This window comes from Acinetobacter sp. 251-1 (assembly GCF_030329305.1).
Lineage (GTDB): Bacteria > Pseudomonadota > Gammaproteobacteria > Pseudomonadales > Moraxellaceae > Acinetobacter > Acinetobacter piscicola_A.
The window spans coordinates 1-20,244 of sequence record NZ_JACANS010000012.1 but is presented as its reverse complement, the minus strand read 5'-3'; the positions used below and the strand labels follow the sequence as shown (position 1 = coordinate 20,244).

The window sequence follows — 20,244 nt, the reverse complement described above, 5'->3', positions numbered from 1 at the left end:
TTACATAAAACGAAATGCCACTGAACCCAGTTGGTCATAATCAATATGAAAAGTATCACCTGCTTGTGCAGCCACAGGACGGGTAAACGAACCGCCTAAAATAATTTGTCCTGCTTCCAAGGTCACACCATAAGGATGTAATTTGTTGGCTAACCATGCTACGCCTTTAGCAGGATGATTCAGTACTGCAGCGGATACACCCGATTCTTCAATCACGCCATTACGGTATAAAATCGCAGAAATACGACGTAAATCGAGTTCATTCGGTTTAATTGGACGACCACCTAACACAATACCTGCGTTGGCTGCGTTGTCAGAAATGGTATCAAATACTTTACGGGTAATTTTAGTTTCAGGATCAACATTGTGTAAACGTGCATCAATAATTTCGATAGCAGGAATAACATAATCTGTCGCATCCAACACATCAAAAATCGTACAATTTGGCCCTGAAAGTGGCTTACCTAAAATAAACGCTAACTCTACTTCCACACGTGGCACAATAAAACGTGACATCGGGATATCAGAGCCTTCCTCAAAGACCATATCATCTAATAATGCGCCATAATCAGGTTCGGTAATATTCGATGACACTTGCATCGCACGTGAAGTTAAACCGATTTTGTGCCCAACCAATTTACGCCCATTGGCAATTTTATGCGCCACCCATGCTTTTTGAATTGCATAGGCATCTTCAATGGTGATCTCAGGATATTGCAAAGAAAACTGACGCATTTGCGTACCTGATTTTTCTGCTTGATCCAGTTGTAACGCAAGTTCCTGAATTTTTGCTTTCTCTAACATCTCGATATCCTTATCTAGCCATTATTTTTTAAAAACTGGTGAATATTATTGGATTTAAAATTAAGAACAGGATCAAGTTCTGTCATTTCAAAAGAAATCGCCAATAAACGCTGATCTTTCAATGGCTGAAAAAATGCTTCAATTTTTTCAAATAATGCTGTTGCAACACGCTGTCGGGTTTCTAAATCTCGCCCAGAACCGACCTTTAAGGTCATATGGACAAAGGCGTAATCATGTAAACCATCTGCCATTCGAAATTTATCCATACGAATTGCACGGCTACGAATGCCACCTAAAGGGAAGATTCCTGTGCCACCTAAGAAATTATTCACTTGCTCGAATAAATCCTGAAAATCAACAGCATCTTCTAAATTTGCACTGTATTCCGCAATAAAATGTGGCATCAAAAATCTCCTTTTTATGATTTAAGCCATTGAATCAGGCAGTGGGAAAATCGCATTAATCTGCCCTGTACCTGAACTTGGAAATGCAGGTGTAATAATTTCTACAGCTTTGTCGTATTGATCCCAACCTAAGAGTCCAAGCAGCATTGCCGTGTCATGCATACCACCTTCGCCATAGCAGTATTCTGCATATTCAGGCAACATGTCAGTAAATTCTTTCCACTCCGCACGTTCCCACATGCCTACCACGTGCTTGTCGACTTGACGATCCCACTCACGGGTATATTCATCCATACCACGCTTATATTCACGATCCCAAATAAAACGATGTGATAATGAACCACTAGCAAATACCGCCACTGTACCGTCATATTTTTCAATCGCTTTGAGCAAACCTTCACCAAATTTACGGCTGTCTTGTAAATCATGTGAAGTTAAAAATGCAGAAACAGAGACCACTTTAAAATGTTTATCTTGGTTCATATAGCGCATCGGAACCAATGTGCCATACTCTAATTCTAAGCTTTCAATATTATGCGCTTGGGCACGAATCCCTGTTTTACAGATTTCCTCAGCCATCAACTGACCAAGTTCTGGATTACCATCGTAATCAAATTCCATATTTTGAATAAAATGCGGTAATTCATTACTGGTATAGACACCACCAAAATGTGCACCAGCATTGATATGAAAGGCACTATTGACTAACCAGTGACTATCAAAGACCACAATGGTATCGACACCTAACTGACGGCAACGGCGACCTATTTCTTTATGTCCATCAATGGCTGCCTGACGAATTCCGTTGGTCGGTCCCGGCAATTCTGATAAATACATGGACGGTACATGTGTAATTTTTGCAGCTAAAGCGAGCTTACCCATATTCTTTCTTCCTGAAATTTTAAAATACTGTATTTATTTCCCGAAGGGGGCGTTTACACACCCCATTTTGGTACATGATGTGTACCCATTGAAATACTGACGTTTTTAAGCTCGGTAAATACTTCAAAACTATATTCACCACCTTCACGACCTGTACCCGAACCTTTTACACCACCAAATGGTTGACGAAGATCACGCACGTTTTGACTGTTGATGAACACCATACCTGCTTCAATGCCTGCCGCTAAACGATGTGCTTTGGTAATGTCTTGTGTCCAAATATAAGACGCTAGACCATATTCGGTATCGTTAGCCAAGCGAAGCGCATCGGCTTCATCTTTAAATTTGATTAAACACACGACAGGGCCAAAGATTTCTTCTTGTGCAATACGCATACGGTTGTCTACGTCAGCAAATACCGTCGGTTGAATGAACTGCCCTTTTTGTAAATGCGCTGGCAAATTCAGAGGACGCTCTAAACCACCTGCAACCATGTTTGCGCCTTCTTCAAGACCAATTTTGATATAGCCTGTGACTTTGTCATAGTGTGCTTGCGTGATCATTGAACCCACTTGTGTGTTCGGATCTTGCGGATCACCGACAATGATATTTTTAGCACGACGCGCAAACTCTTTGACAAACTCATCATAAACCGATTCTTGGATGAAAATACGGCTACCCGCAGTACAACGCTCGCCATTTAAAGAGAAAATAGTGAACAATGCAGCATCTAAAGCGCGTTCTAAGTCAGCATCTTCAAAAATAAGCACTGGAGATTTACCACCAAGCTCCATAGAGTATTTTTTCAGACCCGCATTGGCCATGATCTTACGACCTGTTGCTGTACCACCTGTAAATGAAATAGCACGGACATCAGGATGTTTAACAAGTGCATCACCCGCAGTTGAACCTAAACCTTGTACTACGTTAAATACACCTTCAGGAATACCCGCTTCAAGTGCTAAGCGTCCCAATTCATTCGCCGTAATTGGAGAAAGTTCAGACATTTTGAGTACAGCAGTATTACCCAATGCTAAACATGGTGCAGTTTTCCATGTCGCCGTCATAAACGGGACATTCCACGGAGACACTAAACCACATACACCCACAGGTTGATGTAATGTGTAGTTTAGAAATTGGTCATCCACAGGATAAGTATGACCGTTCATACGGGTACACACTTCCGCAAAGAAGTTGAAGTTATGCGATGCACGTGGAATCAATACATTCTTGGTTTGATGAATCGGCAAACCAGTATCTAACGTTTCTAACTCTGCAATTTTTGCTACGTTTTGGTCAATTAAATCACCCAAATTGCGCATCAAACGTGCACGTTCTTTGGCAGGCGTTCTTGCCCATTTAGGTGCTGCCGCTTTTGCTGCTGCAACGGCTAAATCAATTTCAGCTTGTCCGCCACTTGCAACTTCACCAATCGCTTCCATGGTTGCAGGGTTATAGTTGGTAAATGTTTCTTGGCTTTCAACTTCTTTACCGTTAATCCAATGCTTAATCATGTCAAATTCCTTCTCTTATGCGTTTTGTGCAAAAAATTCTGTTTCAGAAATAATGTGGTTACGTAACTGCCCCACACCTTCAATCTCAACCACAACTTCATCCCCTGGGACTACATCTGACAACCCTTCTGGTGTCCCTGTCGCGATCATGTCGCCTGGTTGTAAAGTCATAAATGATGAGATGTATTCAATTAAAAATGGCACATCAAAAATCATATCTGCAGTCGTCCCTTCTTGACGAAGTTCACCATTCACCCAGGTACGCAGTTTTAAGTTATTTGGTGTCGGCACTGAGGCAGCATCAATGATGTACGGTCCAACTGGTGTCGTTGAATGACGGTTTTTTACGCGTAAGTTTGGACGATAATAATTTTCTAAATAGTCACGAATCGCATAGTCATTACACAAGGTATAACCCGCTAAATAATCTAGCGCATCTTCACGTTTGACATTTTTTGCCGTTTTACCAATCACCGCAACCAATTCACATTCATAGTGCATATAGTCCACGTTGTCTGGACGCCATGTATTTTTGTTGTGACCTGTATACGTGTTCGGTGCTTTAATAAAGATCAAGGGTTCTTTAGGTGGTTCAAAAGCCAATTCACGCGCATGGTCTGCATAGTTTAAACCCAGTGCAAACATGGTACCTTGTGCAGGTGGAAGCCATTCCACTTGTTGCTCAGTCAACACGTCACCTGAAGGTAATTTCACTTGTAAATCATCAAGAACTTCAACATTTAAAACTTCATTATTATAACGAATACGTGCAGTTTTCATGATTACACTCCCTGTTCCTGAACGGTATTTTCCACAGCACCCAATTGATCCACTTCAACACGAACCACATCACCTTTTAATAAAGCAGGGCGACCCAATGGTGTACCTGTGATGATAATGTCCCCTTCATTGAGCGGCATATAATCTGAAATTTCTTCAATGATTTGCGCAGGACTACGAATCCAATCCGAAGTATTCCCTGTCTGTTTTAACTCACCATTGACATAGACACGTAGTTCTAAATTTGCAACATTGTTGACTTGGTCTTGAGCAACCACATCACCTATGACACAAAAGCCATCTTGGCACTTTGCTTTAATTGCAGGACGATAGTAACTATCTTCAGGTAAGCTCAGCTCATTGATCACCACATAGCCTGCGATATGATTATTGGCATCTGCCTGTTTGACACGACTTGTTGCTTTTGCAATCACAATACCGACCGCAGCGCCTGCTTGTAAAACCTCACCCACACGCTTAACAACAAGCTGACCTGATTGGTTACGTGTGTTCGGTGTCTTAATAAAAAGAACTGGTTTAATGGGTTCTTTTACATAAGGTTTTTCATTAAATTGTGCCTGCAATGTGCTGTACAGTTTTTTATAATTCAAAGCAATACCAAAAATATTCCCTTGTTTTACAATTTGGTTCAGATCATTCATTTATGTTCTCGACTTAAATTCCAGTGTTCCCTACTAGACAAGAAACAATTTAGTTAACATATTAACTTTATAGTTAATATATTAACGATTTGCAAGTGATTTTTACATATTATTGTAAAAATCATGTTTCCAAAGGGTGTAAACGCATGAAAATCAATAAATATATAAATTTATGTTTTGAAAATTCTGTCACCAGAGCATAAATAACGAAGTTTTTCTATCTTTTCCAAATCCTTTACATGCTCTAGATCTATACAACATTACTTTGCATGCTGACTACTATATTATTGACATTTTTATTTTCAAACCATTTAAACCAGACTTAATGCTCAATAAACAGTGATATGCATATGGAAATGGGCTTTAATTTTCATCCCCTGCAGAACAAACTATAGCACCTCAAACGAAACCGATACATTCACATCAGGCTTATGTATATAGATTGAAGAAACATTATGGTTACAAATTGCGACGATATATAATGACATTAGGGTGTTATGCGCATGCTCTGTATCACTTGAAAATTTAACAACAACTGATGCACAGACTTGGTTAGGCATTGAGCAATATATTGAATTTATTAATAAAATAAAAAAATAAAGCACATGCTGAGATTAATTTTCTCAATCAAACCCTAAAACAGCTATTCGCTTTTACTGGCTCATTTTCCAAAAACAAGGGCTCTACAGCACACGACATAGATGATCAATTTCTATTTTTACAGTTTTCAAACTTATTTGAACTGTATTATGATCAACATCGGTGTATATCTGAACACAGCAACATATTGTATATCCGTGATTTACGCTTAAATGATTTATTCAAGCATTTAATAAGTCAATCCTGTAAAAATATATTGCTCAACGAACAATTCATGCGGCAAAATGTTTATTCTGTACCACCTCACTGCCCATCTGGAGTATCGCTTAGCCATTGGGCTTTAAAGATCCAGCTTATTTTTGTCGATTTTATCCTCAATACAGACATGAATCCTAAAACAGTTTCGAATAAAACATTATGCTACACCACCATAATGATCGTTTTAAATATTGATCTCAAGGATGATAATGGATAATCTCAACGATTCTTCTCTCCCGGCGACCAAATTAGTCAGCAGTCAAGGTAAAACTGCTTTTGAAACCATCTTAAATAATCCCAATGCTACCTTATTAGAAAGTATTTTTGTTGGTGAGCAACCCATTTTTGCAATTTGGGAAACCAACAACATCAAATTGATTGAACCTCAATTAGAAGAAATCTGCTTGACCTTTCATATTACAGGGAGCATTCGTGTACGAAATAATGTGATTGGACACAATAACGTTAAATTCAATTCAATCGCGCTCTATGGCTTAAATAGTTATGAGTGGAATCTCTATAATAAACTACGCTATGCCCATTTATACTTTTGGAAAGACATTGTGGCCTTTAATCCCGAAGAAATTGCACATGCCCTACAAAACAATGAGTTACATGGGATTAAAGATAATTGGGTTGAAGGTCTATTCAAAATGATTTTATCTTATAAAAATAGCGAAGAACGAAAAACCTTTATTTTAAAAATGTATCAGGAATGCTTTGCCCATCTTAAAGACAAATATTTAGATAACTTTCAAGAAAAAAATGTCATCACAGGAGGTTTTACTTCTTTTCAGGTCAAAAAATTACAAGAATTTATAGAACACAATTACATGTTTAAAATTAATATCGAAGACTTCTGTAACACGATGAATTGGTCACGCTCACATTTATTTCGTGAATTTAAAAAAACTTTTGGAACAACACCTTACAATTTTCTGAGTCATAAACGCCTCAGTATTATCAAAGAGTTACTTGCAGCAGGTCAGCCGATAGATCAAGTCTGTCAAAACTCTGGGGTTGAAAATATAAATAAGATTAATTATTTATTTCAAAAGCATATGGGTATATCTTTAAAAGAATATCTACAACAAAATCCCAAAGAAAAACTTTAGTGCTAATCTAAGCCCAATATCCTCCATACTAAAATATCTCTTTCAGATTTGGGCTTAGGATCATTACTACCATATCATCTAGATCAGATATCTTTTAATAATAAAAAATAATCTGATCCAGCCTCAAATACATGGCTTAAATATCAAGGACAAGCAGCTTGCCTTTTGCACTTGAACAACATGGGAAAATAGTTTTATTTTCTGCTTTTTCATCATCGGTTAAAATAGAATCTCGATGATCTGCTTCTCCTTCTAGGATTGGTGTTTCACAAGCACCACAAACCCCTTCACGGCAAGAATTCATCACATCACAACCATTTTTTAACAAAGCATCAAGCAAGGTCTCTCCTTGCACCACTTCAATCAATTTATTGCTTTTACGCAACTCAACAGTATAGGAGTTTTCTGTTGATGCTTCATGCTCTGCAACAAATGATTCATAATAGCAGTATGGGTACGATGTGTGATGAGATTTAAAATCATCAATCATCGCCTTTGGACCACAACAATAAAACTCTGTATTTTCAGGAGAATGTGCTTCAAAAACATGCGAAATCCGTTTACTTGTACCCTCTGAGTTAAGAATAATTTCAACATGATCTGCATATTGTGCTTTTAATTCATCAAAAAAAGCACATTTATCCTGAGCACGAGCAAAGTAATAGAGCTTCCAATGATCGGTCTTGACTTGTTCAATCATCGAAAGGATTGGAGTGATCCCAATTCCCCCCGCAATAAACACAATTTCATCTTTATCGCCATGAAATTCAAAATTATTACGTGGTTCAGAAATTTCGATAATCTGTCCAGCTTTTAGATTATTTTGATATCCAATTGAGCCACCACGACTGTTTTCATCGCGGTTGATCGCAACTTTATATGTGTTAGTCACATCAAAGTTGTTATATAGAGAGTAACTACGAACAGGAATACCCTCTACAATTAAATCAATATTTGACCCAGCTGAAAATGATGGCAATTGCACACCATCCACAGCAGAAAACTCATAACCTAAAATACCATCGGCTAAATAAGTAATTGTTTTTACTCTAACCTTTAGTCGCTCCATAACTTTACTCCTACCTAAATATTGAGTGAAAAAACACAAATCAACCCGCTATTTAAGCTGTTGCTTCCTCTGTTTTTTCATCCGCAGGATATAATTTAATACGACGCTCAGCTTCACGTGCATAAGCATGTTCTTTGATGTCTGCACCTTTTGGAATTAAATCAGCCAAGGCACGTAATGAACGATAATCTATTTCATCTGCAAAAACGCATTCTTTATCTTCAGTAGATAATTTAATTCGTTCTAATAAAATACGACGCGTACGAACAATGGCTAAGTCACCACTCCCTAAAAATTCACGAGTACGGTCTACAATCGGAATACTTTCAGCAACGGCATAATCTTCAAAAATTACCCCTGGAACACCAGTCCAACTTTTGCCTGCTTTCATTGCTTCACGGTCTTGTCCATAAAATGGCAAGCCTTGACGTGAAGCAGCAAAGTTATCATCGTCTTCATCCGTACCATCCATAGAGAAATCAGGAAGATTATCATTAATCGGTTGTCTAGCATCCCAATACACATACCACTGTAAGCTACGCGTATTATTAACAGGGATCACCATGATCACAAAACCTGCTTCTGCATCTGTTGTCCCAATAAAAGCGGTTCCTGGTGCAACATACTCAGTCACACGCAGATAATCTTGATCACCCGTTGGATTTTCACGAAGTGAATAAGAACGTAGACCGTATGGACGAGGTTCAAAAGTATATTTTGGTGTGTTATTTCCAGCTGTCAGTTGTAAACCATGTTGTGGAATATCTGCATTTGCAGTTGAATCGTTATGCAGTAAATTAATGTGCGCCGAATCCATTAATGTTTCAACATTTTGGAACCAATTCGCTTCATTATAAGATGCACGTGGACGTACATGAATGCTGTCTACTTGAGTAAATGCATAATCATTAAATTTAGGCGGCTCACCCTCACCGAGATACACCCATACGATTCCACCCGCTTCCCTTACGGGGAATCCTTGTCCTTTGACTTTACTACAGAAAGATTGGTCTTTTTCTGTAGGCATATTGGTACAGTTTCCTTCTGCGTCGAAACTCCAACCATGGAAAATACAGGTCAAACGGTTGTTTTCATTACGCCCCATCGCCAAGGAAATACCTCTGTGTGGACACGCTTCATAAAGAAAACCTACTTTGCCATTGTCACCACGGAAAGCCACATATTTTTCGCACAGCATTTCTACCTTTTTAGGTGTGCCGCCTGCTTCGAGCGCAGCACCACGTAATACAGGTAACCAAAATCTTTTCCAATATTTGTTTAATGCTGAACCTGGACTTACATCCGTAATTAACTCATTTTGTTCTTTGGTAAGCATAATGACTAGCTCCTTTGTCAATGTCTAATCACTATAAATTACAAGTCTATGAAAAATTCACCTATAGACTGCCGAATGAGACTTTTTAACAAATGGAGACTTTTTAATAATTAATACCACATTTAAAAGTAAATATAAAATATTGTTTTATAAATACATATTTAAATATTTTTTTTGATCATTTGATTTAAATTAAACTATTCTTTCCTTTAAAAATTTATTTTTTTATTCGAGCATATTATTTCAAAATATTTCTAAATATTAATAAGGGGAATAAATTAATGGCTATGCAAAACAGAGGCTTTCACTTCGTGAGGTAAATATATGCTTTCGAAGCTTAACATCAGTAAAAAAGTAAAAATTTCTGCAGTCAAATTTAACGCCAAAATTATAAAATCCATCAAATAAAGCTTGTGAGATATGCCTATATAAAATAGTACACCTCACCCGACTTAAAAGATCTAATTTTGAATTCCGATAAGCGCCTAAAACACTTATCGGAATACATTTCATACAACACCAGCAATATCCATTAAAATTTTAATGAAAATTTCCTTTTCACTTTCTGGATATTTTTCAAATACATCATTTTGATGGCTGTCTGCAATATCAAAAAGATAATGTGCTGTCTTTTTCCCTTTTTCAGTTAAAAGATAAAAACCATTCTGTTCAGTTAAAAGACCTTCTTTTGCTAAAATTGCTGCGGATTGCTCTACTTCACGCATTGGCATAGCAATATCACGCGGTAAATCAGCTTTACTAGACGAAGTACCGCTGCCCAAAACGAGTAATAAACGAGCCTCACTTGTTCTAAAGCCTGTAACTAACTGCTTAGGGATATAATCATTCTGATAAAATTTAAAAGCGCGGCTCATCAGGTAGCAAACATTGCGATATAAATGACCATGATGCATTTCACCTACACTATCCGCTGTTGGCTCTACAGTATCCTTCACCTGTAACAATGGATGTGGCGTAACACCTGAGTATGCACCTTGATGATAAACGAGCGGACTGCGACCTTCATCATGAAAATCAACCACCTTTCCTATGATGATCCAATGATCCCCTCCCTCTATAATCTGATGACGTTCACATTCAAAAACTGCAGAACAATGATCTAAAATAGGTACTGAACCTACCCCTTCACGGTAGCTTGTTCCTTCGTATTTATCTATATTTCGGCGTGAAAACTTATTAGACAACTCAATTTGCGAACCCGATAATATATTTACAGCAAAATGTGTGGCTTGCTCAAACACATGAAAGCTAGATGAATTTTTATCTATGCTCCATAAAATTAATGCAGGGTCCAACGAAACAGAGTTGAAACTATTTGCCGTAACACCCACCTTTTCTCCTGTTGCACTTTGCGCAGTCATAATAGTGACACCTGTCGCAAAGTTGCCGAGTGCTCGACGGAATTTTATTGGATCTATTGTTGCTGTTTCCTTGGCTGGTAATGTATTCATTATTGTCTCCTCAAGCTTTAATCCAATTCCTACTAGAATCTAGTGTCGTTCATCAGTTATATATCAAGCACTAAACGTGCAGATTTTGAACGTGAACAACATACAAGAATTTGTTCATTACTGGCTTTTTCTTCATCGGTAAAATACACATCGCGATGATCAGGCTCACCTTCAATCACATCGCACATACACGTGCCACATACACCTTGCTCACATGACATTTCTATTTCAATGCCTTCACGTGCTAATGCCTGTAAAATCGTTTCTTCAGCATTCACCATGATAATTTTGCCACTTTGTTGCGCAACAACTTCAAATGCATCACCACCTGTTTCCACATCTACTTGGAAATATTCTTTATGGATTTGATGCTCAGGAAAATGTTGAGTAGTTGCTAAATTAATCACCCAATCCATAAATCCATTTGGACCACAGGTATAAATATGGCTTTCTGCATCAATATTTTGAATTGCGGATTCAAAAAACTCACGGTGGCTTGCACCTTCAGATTTAAAATGAAAGGTTGTGAACTCAGCAAGTTGACCTTGCTTAAGCTCGTCAACGAAAGCAGATCGTTCAGGACTTGAACCACAGTAATGTAGTTCAAATGATGCACCCTCTTGTGCCAATTGATATGCCATAGTGATTAATGGCGTAATTCCTATTCCACCGCCAATCAGAACAGAATGTTTCGCTTTAGCTAAAGGAAATAAATTTTTGGGCTCACTCACCTGTATCTGCATCCCATCTTTGAGATCATCAAATGCAGAAACTGATCCACCACGTGATTCAGGATCACGTAAAATGCCTAAACGAAAAATACCTTGCTGATCTGGGTTTTGGCACAATGAATATTGACGCACCATACCATTCGGTAGATATACATCAATGTGTGCACCCGCTTCAATTTTCGGCAATGCAGAAGCAGTTGCTGACTCAAATTCCATGACAGCAACATTTCCCCCTTCTACATGGCGGTTTTTAACAACGACATCATAAAGTGTAGTCATTTTTTATCTCCCAACAATGCATCAGCTCAAGGCTTAACGCATAAATAATCCGCCATTGATATCCCAAGTTGCTCCCGTCACAAATGCAGCAGTTGGACTCGCCAACAAAGCACAAGTTTCCGCAATAAACTCCATGCTTCCCAATGCTTTCACTGGAATATTTTGGATAAATTGGGTCATCTTTTCATCTGAAACCACACTACGCACAATAGGAGATTCCATTGGTCCAGGTGCAATCGCATTCACTGTTACACCTTTGGCTGCGAATTCCTTGGCAAAAATTTTGGTTAAGGTCACAATGGCACCTTTAGTGGCTGCATAATGCGCACCTGTTGCAGTTCCCCCATTTTGCCCAGCTAAAGACGCCATATTGACAATACGACCATATCCCTTGTCAGCCATATATTGACCAATAATCTGACATGCTTGGAACGTACCACGCTGATTGACTTGTGTTACCCAATCAAAGTCAGCAGCAGTAATTTCAAGTACAGGCGTTGCCTTAGTCACAGTTGCATTGTTAATTAGAACATCTAGTTTTGAAAATTTTTGCTCAATCCACTGCACTGCTGCATGAAAATCTGCTTCGACAGATATATCCAATTTCAATGGAAATAAGTTTTCAGCAAATTGGCTTTTTCCTTGAGCAGTTTTAGCTTTTTCCAATGTACTTGCTGATAAAATCACTTGGTGCCCTTGAGCTGCGAAATATTGTGCAATGACATTGCCTAAACCTGAAGCGGCACCCGTCACTAAAACAACTTGTTTCATTTTTTTCTCCTAGAGAATGTAACTGATACCCGCTAAAGTATCGGTAGAATTAACTAAATTAATAATTTTACGATTAATTTTAAAACCTTGTGCTTCATCACGTACTAAATGAAAAGTGACATCAGCGGTATAATGTTTTAAATTTTCTTTACGAAACTCACGTAAGTTTTGTGCACAACGTAAAATAATTTCACCATTTTCATCTTTTAAAATACGCACACGAGATACACTACGTACAGTATTGGCCTTAGGTGCCGTTGAAATCGCTTCACCATTTTCTAAACGCTCAACACGTAGTTTGCGCATGTGATGGTCGTCATAAGCATAGTTCAAATTATTTTCGTAATCCGTCAATGTTGGATCAATCGGAATGATATAAACACCCTTTTCATTCCATAAATCTAACCAAGCATGATGCTCAGAATGATCCAACATATCTGCTTCAGCCCAAATAAAAGCCGTTACTTCATTGAGTAAATTTAAATCAATTTTCATGCTATTCCACCTTAAGCCGTCATCAACTTTTTCCACTGCTGATAAGCAGCGCGCATTCCCGTTTCTGCACTTACATCGCTTTTTACACCATCTTCAGTTTTCACTTCACCCGGTAAGCCACGGTTCAACATGATCCATAAATCATTCCCTGCATTTGCACCGTGTTGTACACGCTCCCATGCTTCCGCATCGTCCGGTGTACCGAAACCAAACGGACCTTGGAAATGCTCATGTAAACGTAAACGATATTGGTTCGCCACTTGTGGACCGCCATCCATCGTAATTACAGAATGGTGAATCTCGGTTTTTTCTACAGAAATTGGCTGCATCACACGGAAGAACGCCATAGAGCATGCAATATTCGGGAAAATATTGAGGTTAAAGCCTGTACCACCAACTGCACGGACAATACGACGTACTTCAAGTTCTTCATGACCTTCATCACGTAGCGCTTGTGCTAAGTCTTCAAAACGCTCTTGAATCGGACGCTCCATCAACTCTTCATCTAAATCAACCAATTCTGGAATCATCACCATCACACTGTGACCATTACCTAAGTCTTCAACAAAACCTGGTTGATTTTCAAAGTTAAATAGCTCTTCTGTTTTTTCATCAACAGAACTCAGGAATGATTTGTGTACCAATGGAAAATGATATGCATCCGTCGTATTTTCGAGCTGAATTTTCCAATTGCCTGGGAATGTAAAACGATGCTCACCAAGAACTTTTATCGGATAACCTGCTCCTTGTTTCATAAACAAATCGATCCATTTTTTTGCACCACCAAGGAAATCTTCCAAGGGTTCAATATCATGGTTGAATGAAGCAAAAATCATCCCATTGTATTCTTCAACACGTAGACTGATTAATGGAAACTCTGATTTATCTAAGCAGTCACCATAACTTTCAGGAGATGGTACACCACGTAAACTACCATCAAGTGCATAGCTCCACCCGTGATATGGACAAACAAAACTATTGGTCTTACCTTTTTTATGTTCACACACTGTCGCAGCACGGTGACGACAGCGGTTTAATAACACATGCACTTTCTTTTTTCGGTCTCGTACTGCTACGACAGGTTGTTTCCCAATATTCATGGTTTTATAACTGCCTGCATCTGGAATTTCACTGGCATGTGCTACCCAAACCCAAGTTTTATAGAAAATTTTTTCCATTTCATCTTCAAAGATTTGTGCATCTTTATAAAGTGAAGTATGGGCACGATCACTTTGTACAAGTTCGTTATAATCGTGTTCAGCATTGTGCATTGGAATAATACTGTTCATATCCATGATCCTTATCAATTGATTCTAAGCTTCGTTCTGGTTTGGTACTGGCAATTCGGCAGTGCTATTCCAGTGTGATATAGGGCGACTAAAAATATTTTCAGTCTGAAAATGTTTAATTTTCCAAGTCCCATCCTCTTGTTGCTGAAATTTGATGGTCAACTTGGCTGCATTAAGATGGCTTTGCCCATCACGAAAAGTAGAGGTTTGCAACATTAGCCATGAAGCTCGAGCTCGCTGCTCTACAACATAAATTTGCTCCGAACTCACAAAATGAGCATTCATAACAAAATGCGATTGTTGTTGCGTATAGCTTTTGAACATGGCATAGATGTCTTGCCATGATTCATAACGTCCAAATGATTTCGCATATTTTTCACCAATACCTTCCCAAATACTGTTTTGGTCAAATAAATCCATTAATTCATTTAGGTCAGTACTAGCATCCAAGCCATCACAAATTTCCATGTAACGATTGATGCAATTTCGAATAGCAGTTTCGGCTTCTAGTTGATTTAAACGCGCTAGAATAGCTGTCAAATTCATTTCATTCATCACGCAATACTCACTTCATCTGTTGCCATACAAACTTATAAATAACCAGGTGTTGGCTTTAAACCAAAACTAATGGAACCCGCATTTAATAAAGTTGCATCTCCCATAAAAGCATGCTGTGTGACAACATTAGTATCGTTCACAAAACGACTGAATATATTGTTTGAGTAAATTGCGGTCATACCTGCGAGCATTTGCATTTTGCGTGCAACACGTGCTGCGACACGTGCCGCATGAGTACATGACAAACGCATATCACTGATTTGTTGTTCCGTAGGTTGATTACCCGCTAAAATTTCTTGCCAAACAATATCCATGGCTTGATAAAACCAAGTGCGCGCAGCTTTAAATTCCGCTTCAGATTGTGCAAATTCATATTGTGTGACAGGACGATTTGCGATTTCAGCACCGCCTGTAATAGAAGATTTACCAGGTGCCAGCAATTTAAACTCTTCCAAAGCTGCTGCTGCGACACCTATTCCGACGACAGTTAAAACTTGGGTGGCTAAAGACAATGAAGGATATTTAAAAAAGGGTTCAGGCAGTTTTGATGGCTCTCCACGAATAAATGTCCACGCTTTGGTCACAAGTACATTGTCCACAACTAAATCATGGCTACCTGTACCTTTTAGCCCCACTGTGTCCCAAGTCATGTCGACTTTTACTTTTTTAGCTGGCATCACAGCCATCCGTGGTAAACCTTGCGCTTCATTATCTTTACGTGGAGAAATACCCACACCGACAATATCTGCTCCCATACAACCACTTGAAAACTTCCAGCGACCTTTAACAACAACACCTTCGTCCGTAATTTCTGCAGGTTGCGGAGGGAAAATACCACCAGCAAATACGACATCTGGTGAGTTCTTATACAAAATATTAAGTGTTTCTTCAGGTAAGCTCCCCAGATAAGCTGGACTCATACCGAAACTTGCCACCCATCCCACAGAACCATCTGCCATAGATAATTTTTCAATTAATTGACAAAATTCACTGGGTGATACTTCCATACCACCAAATCGCTTTGGTACCAAAGCACGATAAACACCAATTTTTTTTAGTTTTTCAATAATATCCTGACTGACATAAGCCTGATCATCAAACTCTCCTGTCACTGCACGTTCACGTATTTCCTGACAGAGAATATCAACAGCACCGCTCTGATCAGAGTTAAACACTTTAGATAAATCATTCATTCGCTAACTCCTTGTTTCTTTAATGTGCTGCGTTAACAATAAATTTTGCAATCGCACACAATTGCTCGTCTGCAGATCTTTTAGTGATAATTTGCAGCCCTACAGGTAAACCTTGCTTTGTTTCCAACGGAATAGTGATGGCAGGATGTCCAGATAGATTAAAAGGACGAACTAATGCAGTTAAATTCAAAAATGCTACGGTATTTTCTGCATCGATAACGCGTGGGGGAATCTGAGGTAAAGTGGGTAATAGCAATGCATCATATTTTTCAAGTAAGGCATCGATTTCTTGAGTAAATTGGGCTTTCACTTTTTCTGCCTGTTTTACTTGAACCAATGTTGTATCTGCAGCTTTTAATAAACGCCCTTGTACGTCAGCACCAATCAAACCTGTTTTTGTTAACTCACCATAGGCTTGCCAATTTTCATAATTGATGATTTGCATGCCTGCGTCATAAGCTGAATTGAAAGTCTTTATATCTACAGTGGGTAGCTGCATTTGAGCTTTTTTTAAAAAATCTTGAATTGTGTCTTGAACAACAACATCTGCCTGAACATTTAAAATAGCCAGTTGAGGTAAATCATCCTGTGTCATCGCATGAAAACTAGGATCAATAAATTGCATTGCGGTTTCAATCATTTCCACCGAATTTGCAAAGGGTCCCACACAGTCCAATGAACTATATTCAGGATGTACACCTTTACGACTCACTCGACCAAAAGTCGGTTTAAGTCCATATACACCACAACATGCTGCTGGCATACGTACAGAACCACCTGTATCTGTGCCTAACGTAAAATCTGCCAAATGAGCTGCAATGGCTGCTGCTGAACCACTTGAAGAACCACCAGGAATCAACTCCGGGTACTTAGGGTTAATCGGTGTGCCCAATGCATGATTAATCCCTGTAATTCCAAATGCAAGTTCGTGTAGATTGGTTTTTGCCGTGATAGTGCAATCATGTGCCAAAAGATTTTTGATGACTTGAGCATGTACCTGAGCCACAGCACTATTTTCAAGTGAACGGCTACCTGATTTTGTTTTATAACCTTGAATATCTATAGAATCTTTCACCATCACCGTGAATTTTCCTGATCCTATTTGCATTTTTTCTGCGATAATATTCATTCACTTTTCCATGTATTTTTATTTATATAAATACAATAATAGAAAAAGTCATGTAATTGTCAAGTTATTTTTATTTTAAAATCTAAGTTTTTTTCTTATTTTTTTGTATAATTGAAAATATTATTTTTTTTAACTAAATTAATACTATGCTCCAAAATTTAGAACAGTTTCTACCAAATAATGAACCTGCAAGTTTAAAAAACTATCCTTTTTTCTGGATTTCACAAGTGAATGGGAAATACTCACAGCTTATTGAAAAATCAATCAAAAAATTAGGAATTGACAATACTCGACGTAAAATCATTCTCAGTACCAACGCTTTGGGGCAGGCAAGTATTACAGACATTGCAAATTTATCGACACTTAAACTCACAACGGCAACTAAAGCCGTTTATCGCTTGGTGGAAGATCAAATTGTTGAAGTTTTTTCTTCTGAGCTAGATGAGCGGATTTCAATGGTGAAACTCACCGAAAAAGGTTTAGCGATGGTAGAACAAATTAATTTAATTAGTCAGGTGACACTATCAGGGATTTTGCACGCATTTGAAGAAGATGAATTAAAACTTTTAAATTCTCAGCTACAAAAAATATTTGATCTCATGCCTTCAAGCTAAAATCAACACACTAGATTCAAAAAACACTAAAAAACCATTGTCAAGACAATGGTTTTTTCAACAAATAAAATCATCATTTACATCTCTATAAGCGAATGACTTATGAGAGACAATTAAATTTTGGTTTTAAACCTGCTGTTGCAATGCGTTCTGCAAAAGTCTTGAGTACCGATAATTTATATACCTCAATATCTTTCGTTGCATAATCATAAAAACCCTGCTTTTCTCTTAAGCCATTTCGATTATTACGCATATTTTCAGCAATTATTTTGGGTGTTTGATACCGCTCACCCAGCTCTTTTTGTAAATATTGCGCAGCATAATACAAAATATCACCACCACCCCAATCGATAAACTCAAGGAGACCTAAAACAGAAAAACGTAAACCAAACCCCGTGCGGATCGCAATATCAATATCTTCAGCAGATGCCACCCCTTCTTCAACCATACGTGCTGCCTCATTCATTGCTAATGCCTGAATCCTTGGTACGATATAACCTGCTTTAGCATTACAAACCACAGGAATCTTACCTATTGTTGTTAAAAACATCTTAAGTTCAACCACAACTTCGTCTGCGGTCTGCTCAGAACAACTCAGCTCAACCAGAGGAATTAAATATGCAGGATTTAACCAATGTGCATTAATCACACGTTCAGGATGTGACAACATCAACGCAATATCAGTCACTAAAAATGTTGATGTGGTTGAAGCAACAATACATTGGGGAGAAATATACTGATCCAACCAACTGAAAATTTCTTGTTTAGTGTGTATTTTTTCGGGTACAGCTTCCATAATTAAATCACACTGTTTCAAAAACTCAGTCGATTCCATTTTTGCGACCAACTGAATCTTTTGTTTAATTTCTGCAATTTGATCTGCTTGTACAAATTGAATCCTTTGTAATAACATTAATTCTTGTTCAAGATCTTGCTCAAGCTGTTGCTGATACAGTATAAATTCTTGCGCCGAACGTTGTTTTGCATCAATTAATTTCACATGAAGACCTGCATAAGAAAAAGCAATCGCAATTGCCTTCCCCATACGCCCCGCACCAAGTACTGCAACCTGTTGAAGATTATTCATTTCACAGCCCCTGTTGCAAGATCTGCTGCATTTCTTGTTTTGACTTTGTCGCCAAACCCAAATGATCAAAAGTACGACCTTCTGCATATAAGTCACGACCTGTAATCGCTGAAGCAAGGCTAAGTAGGCCTTCTGCAATCGGTGTTTTAACACCAGCCCAACGACCTACTGAAACTAAAAATGATAAACCTAACCGTGTGTCTTCGAGCATATAACGATGCGTTTGCAGATTAATGTCTTCTCTCCAATCACCACTATCAGTCAACTTACCGTGAGCTCCACGACCATACATCCACTCATCACCTTCACCTTCCTTATTATAGTGATCTGAGAGTGGAAAATGCGGTGCACCATATCCTAAAGCCTCACGTACCCGCATACGCTCTGCATCTAATTGATTAGTTACTCGACGAATAGCAGGTTGTGTCCCTTCATTATGAATGTCCCATGTTTCAAAATGCTCAAGTGGTCCTGCATTCATCATAATCAATGGTGGATGGATAATCGGTCCTGCATTCATTAATGCGCCACTTAAAGCATCTTCAATTGGCTCTATACTTGGATAAGCCTGTTTTAAAATTTTAAATGCATGTTCTGCAAATTGACTTGGAAATACGCCCGTGGGTAAACGCGTCGCATAACCACTGACGATAATTTGATTTATACCGTGTTTACGTACCAAATAAGGCAAAGTACCCGTTTCTGCAAAAGCAACTTTTGCAGTATTTCCACTATCGTGGACTGCTTTTGCGAAGATAAATGTTCCAAATGTTGCAGGAGGTAAGTAAACCACTTGACCATCTTTAAAATAAGGAGCGGCTTGTTTTGACAACTCTAAGTGTGTCGTCGCAGGAAGTGGGATAATAATCAATTCGGCATGTTGAATTGCCTGCTGCAAATCCACTGATAAATTAATTTGGCTATTTTCAAAACCCACAGAGACAGAACGATTACCTTTAAAATCTTTAATATTCATTATCTTGGCTTGAGCAAGTTCAATCAATGCATCTTGGTCACGACGCCACAACACCACATCATGACCTTTCTCGGCCATATCCACCGCCGCTGCATAACACCCATGTCCACCACCGAGTACTGTAATTTTCATTTTTCATCTTCCTGATATGGTAATGCTCCCGAAAATTAAACGAGTTTAAAAGTAGAAAATCGACTAGTCTTTGAACAAGGAGATTTTCCATGAA

General features: G+C 38.4%; 20 protein-coding genes. 2 read left to right on the top strand and 18 right to left on the bottom strand.

What is annotated here, in order from left to right:
* The 6 genes from hpaH to HX129_RS11170 are packed head-to-tail and all read right to left on the bottom strand — an operon-like array spanning position 1 to position 5,046.
* A complete protein-coding gene (hpaH, locus tag HX129_RS11195; RefSeq protein WP_130073090.1) occupies positions 1-804 on the bottom strand; it encodes a 2-oxo-hept-4-ene-1,7-dioate hydratase in 804 nt (267 codons plus the stop codon).
* Between the two features lie 14 nt (positions 805-818).
* A complete protein-coding gene (locus HX129_RS11190) occupies positions 819-1,208 on the bottom strand; it encodes a 5-carboxymethyl-2-hydroxymuconate Delta-isomerase (protein WP_130073089.1) in 390 nt (129 codons plus the stop codon).
* 21 nt (positions 1,209-1,229) lie between these two features.
* The gene (hpaD, locus tag HX129_RS11185) at positions 1,230-2,090 is read right to left on the bottom strand and encodes a 3,4-dihydroxyphenylacetate 2,3-dioxygenase (RefSeq protein WP_130073088.1); all 861 of its coding nucleotides are present in this window, start codon (positions 2,088-2,090) and stop codon (positions 1,230-1,232) included.
* A 53-nt stretch (positions 2,091-2,143) separates the two neighbouring features.
* A complete protein-coding gene (gene hpaE / locus HX129_RS11180) occupies positions 2,144-3,604 on the bottom strand; it encodes a 5-carboxymethyl-2-hydroxymuconate semialdehyde dehydrogenase (protein WP_130073087.1) in 1,461 nt (486 codons plus the stop codon).
* A 15-nt stretch (positions 3,605-3,619) separates the two neighbouring features.
* Positions 3,620-4,384 (bottom strand): fumarylacetoacetate hydrolase family protein, encoded by a 765-nt coding sequence (locus tag HX129_RS11175; protein ID WP_130073086.1) that lies wholly within the window; start codon positions 4,382-4,384, stop codon positions 3,620-3,622.
* Between the two features lie 2 nt (positions 4,385-4,386).
* Positions 4,387-5,046 (bottom strand): fumarylacetoacetate hydrolase family protein, encoded by a 660-nt coding sequence (locus tag HX129_RS11170; RefSeq protein WP_286434081.1) that lies wholly within the window; start codon positions 5,044-5,046, stop codon positions 4,387-4,389.
* Positions 5,047-6,113: 1,067 nt separating this feature from the next.
* Between HX129_RS11170 and HX129_RS11165 the strand changes: the two genes are divergently transcribed.
* The gene (locus HX129_RS11165; RefSeq protein WP_286434079.1) at positions 6,114-7,019 is read left to right on the top strand and encodes a helix-turn-helix transcriptional regulator; all 906 of its coding nucleotides are present in this window, start codon (positions 6,114-6,116) and stop codon (positions 7,017-7,019) included.
* Between the two features lie 136 nt (positions 7,020-7,155).
* Here HX129_RS11165 and HX129_RS11160 read toward each other — a convergent pair whose 3' ends face one another.
* From HX129_RS11160 to HX129_RS11115, 10 genes are all read right to left on the bottom strand, one after another.
* On the bottom strand, positions 7,156-8,088 hold the full coding sequence (locus HX129_RS11160; RefSeq protein WP_286434077.1) for a PDR/VanB family oxidoreductase: 933 nt from the start codon (positions 8,086-8,088) through the stop codon (positions 7,156-7,158).
* A gap of 52 nt (positions 8,089-8,140) precedes the next feature.
* On the bottom strand, positions 8,141-9,424 hold the full coding sequence (locus HX129_RS11155) for a Rieske 2Fe-2S domain-containing protein (RefSeq protein ID WP_130073082.1): 1,284 nt from the start codon (positions 9,422-9,424) through the stop codon (positions 8,141-8,143).
* Positions 9,425-9,933: 509 nt separating this feature from the next.
* On the bottom strand, positions 9,934-10,896 hold the full coding sequence (locus tag HX129_RS11150; protein ID WP_180046210.1) for a p-hydroxyphenylacetate 3-hydroxylase reductase component: 963 nt from the start codon (positions 10,894-10,896) through the stop codon (positions 9,934-9,936).
* 56 nt (positions 10,897-10,952) lie between these two features.
* Positions 10,953-11,906 (bottom strand): PDR/VanB family oxidoreductase, encoded by a 954-nt coding sequence (locus tag HX129_RS11145; protein WP_174492336.1) that lies wholly within the window; start codon positions 11,904-11,906, stop codon positions 10,953-10,955.
* A 33-nt stretch (positions 11,907-11,939) separates the two neighbouring features.
* Positions 11,940-12,677, bottom strand: coding sequence for an SDR family NAD(P)-dependent oxidoreductase (locus tag HX129_RS11140; RefSeq protein ID WP_286434073.1), 738 nt, complete (start codon positions 12,675-12,677; stop codon positions 11,940-11,942).
* Between the two features lie 9 nt (positions 12,678-12,686).
* The gene (locus HX129_RS11135; protein WP_130073078.1) at positions 12,687-13,172 is read right to left on the bottom strand and encodes an aromatic-ring-hydroxylating dioxygenase subunit beta; all 486 of its coding nucleotides are present in this window, start codon (positions 13,170-13,172) and stop codon (positions 12,687-12,689) included.
* Positions 13,173-13,183: 11 nt separating this feature from the next.
* Positions 13,184-14,461, bottom strand: coding sequence for an aromatic ring-hydroxylating oxygenase subunit alpha (locus HX129_RS11130; RefSeq protein WP_174492335.1), 1,278 nt, complete (start codon positions 14,459-14,461; stop codon positions 13,184-13,186).
* Positions 14,462-14,485: 24 nt separating this feature from the next.
* Entirely contained in the window at positions 14,486-15,016 is a 531-nt protein-coding gene (locus HX129_RS11125) for a nuclear transport factor 2 family protein (protein ID WP_130073076.1), read from the bottom strand.
* Between the two features lie 35 nt (positions 15,017-15,051).
* Positions 15,052-16,212, bottom strand: coding sequence for an acyl-CoA dehydrogenase family protein (locus HX129_RS11120; protein ID WP_286434071.1), 1,161 nt, complete (start codon positions 16,210-16,212; stop codon positions 15,052-15,054).
* 19 nt (positions 16,213-16,231) lie between these two features.
* A complete protein-coding gene (locus tag HX129_RS11115) occupies positions 16,232-17,341 on the bottom strand; it encodes an amidase (RefSeq protein ID WP_286434069.1) in 1,110 nt (369 codons plus the stop codon).
* Positions 17,342-17,487: 146 nt separating this feature from the next.
* Here HX129_RS11115 and HX129_RS11110 point away from each other — a divergent pair, with 146 nt between their 5' ends.
* Positions 17,488-17,955, top strand: a complete 468-nt coding sequence (locus HX129_RS11110) for a MarR family winged helix-turn-helix transcriptional regulator (RefSeq protein ID WP_130073073.1) — start codon at positions 17,488-17,490, stop codon at positions 17,953-17,955.
* Positions 17,956-18,055: 100 nt separating this feature from the next.
* On the opposite strand, the gene HX129_RS11105 is transcribed toward HX129_RS11110, so the two are convergent.
* On the bottom strand, positions 18,056-19,042 hold the full coding sequence (locus tag HX129_RS11105) for a 3-hydroxybutyryl-CoA dehydrogenase (RefSeq protein WP_286434067.1): 987 nt from the start codon (positions 19,040-19,042) through the stop codon (positions 18,056-18,058).
* A 1-nt stretch (position 19,043) separates the two neighbouring features.
* On the bottom strand, positions 19,044-20,150 hold the full coding sequence (locus HX129_RS11100) for an NAD/NADP-dependent octopine/nopaline dehydrogenase family protein (protein ID WP_174492332.1): 1,107 nt from the start codon (positions 20,148-20,150) through the stop codon (positions 19,044-19,046).
* Positions 20,151-20,244 lie beyond the last annotated feature (94 nt).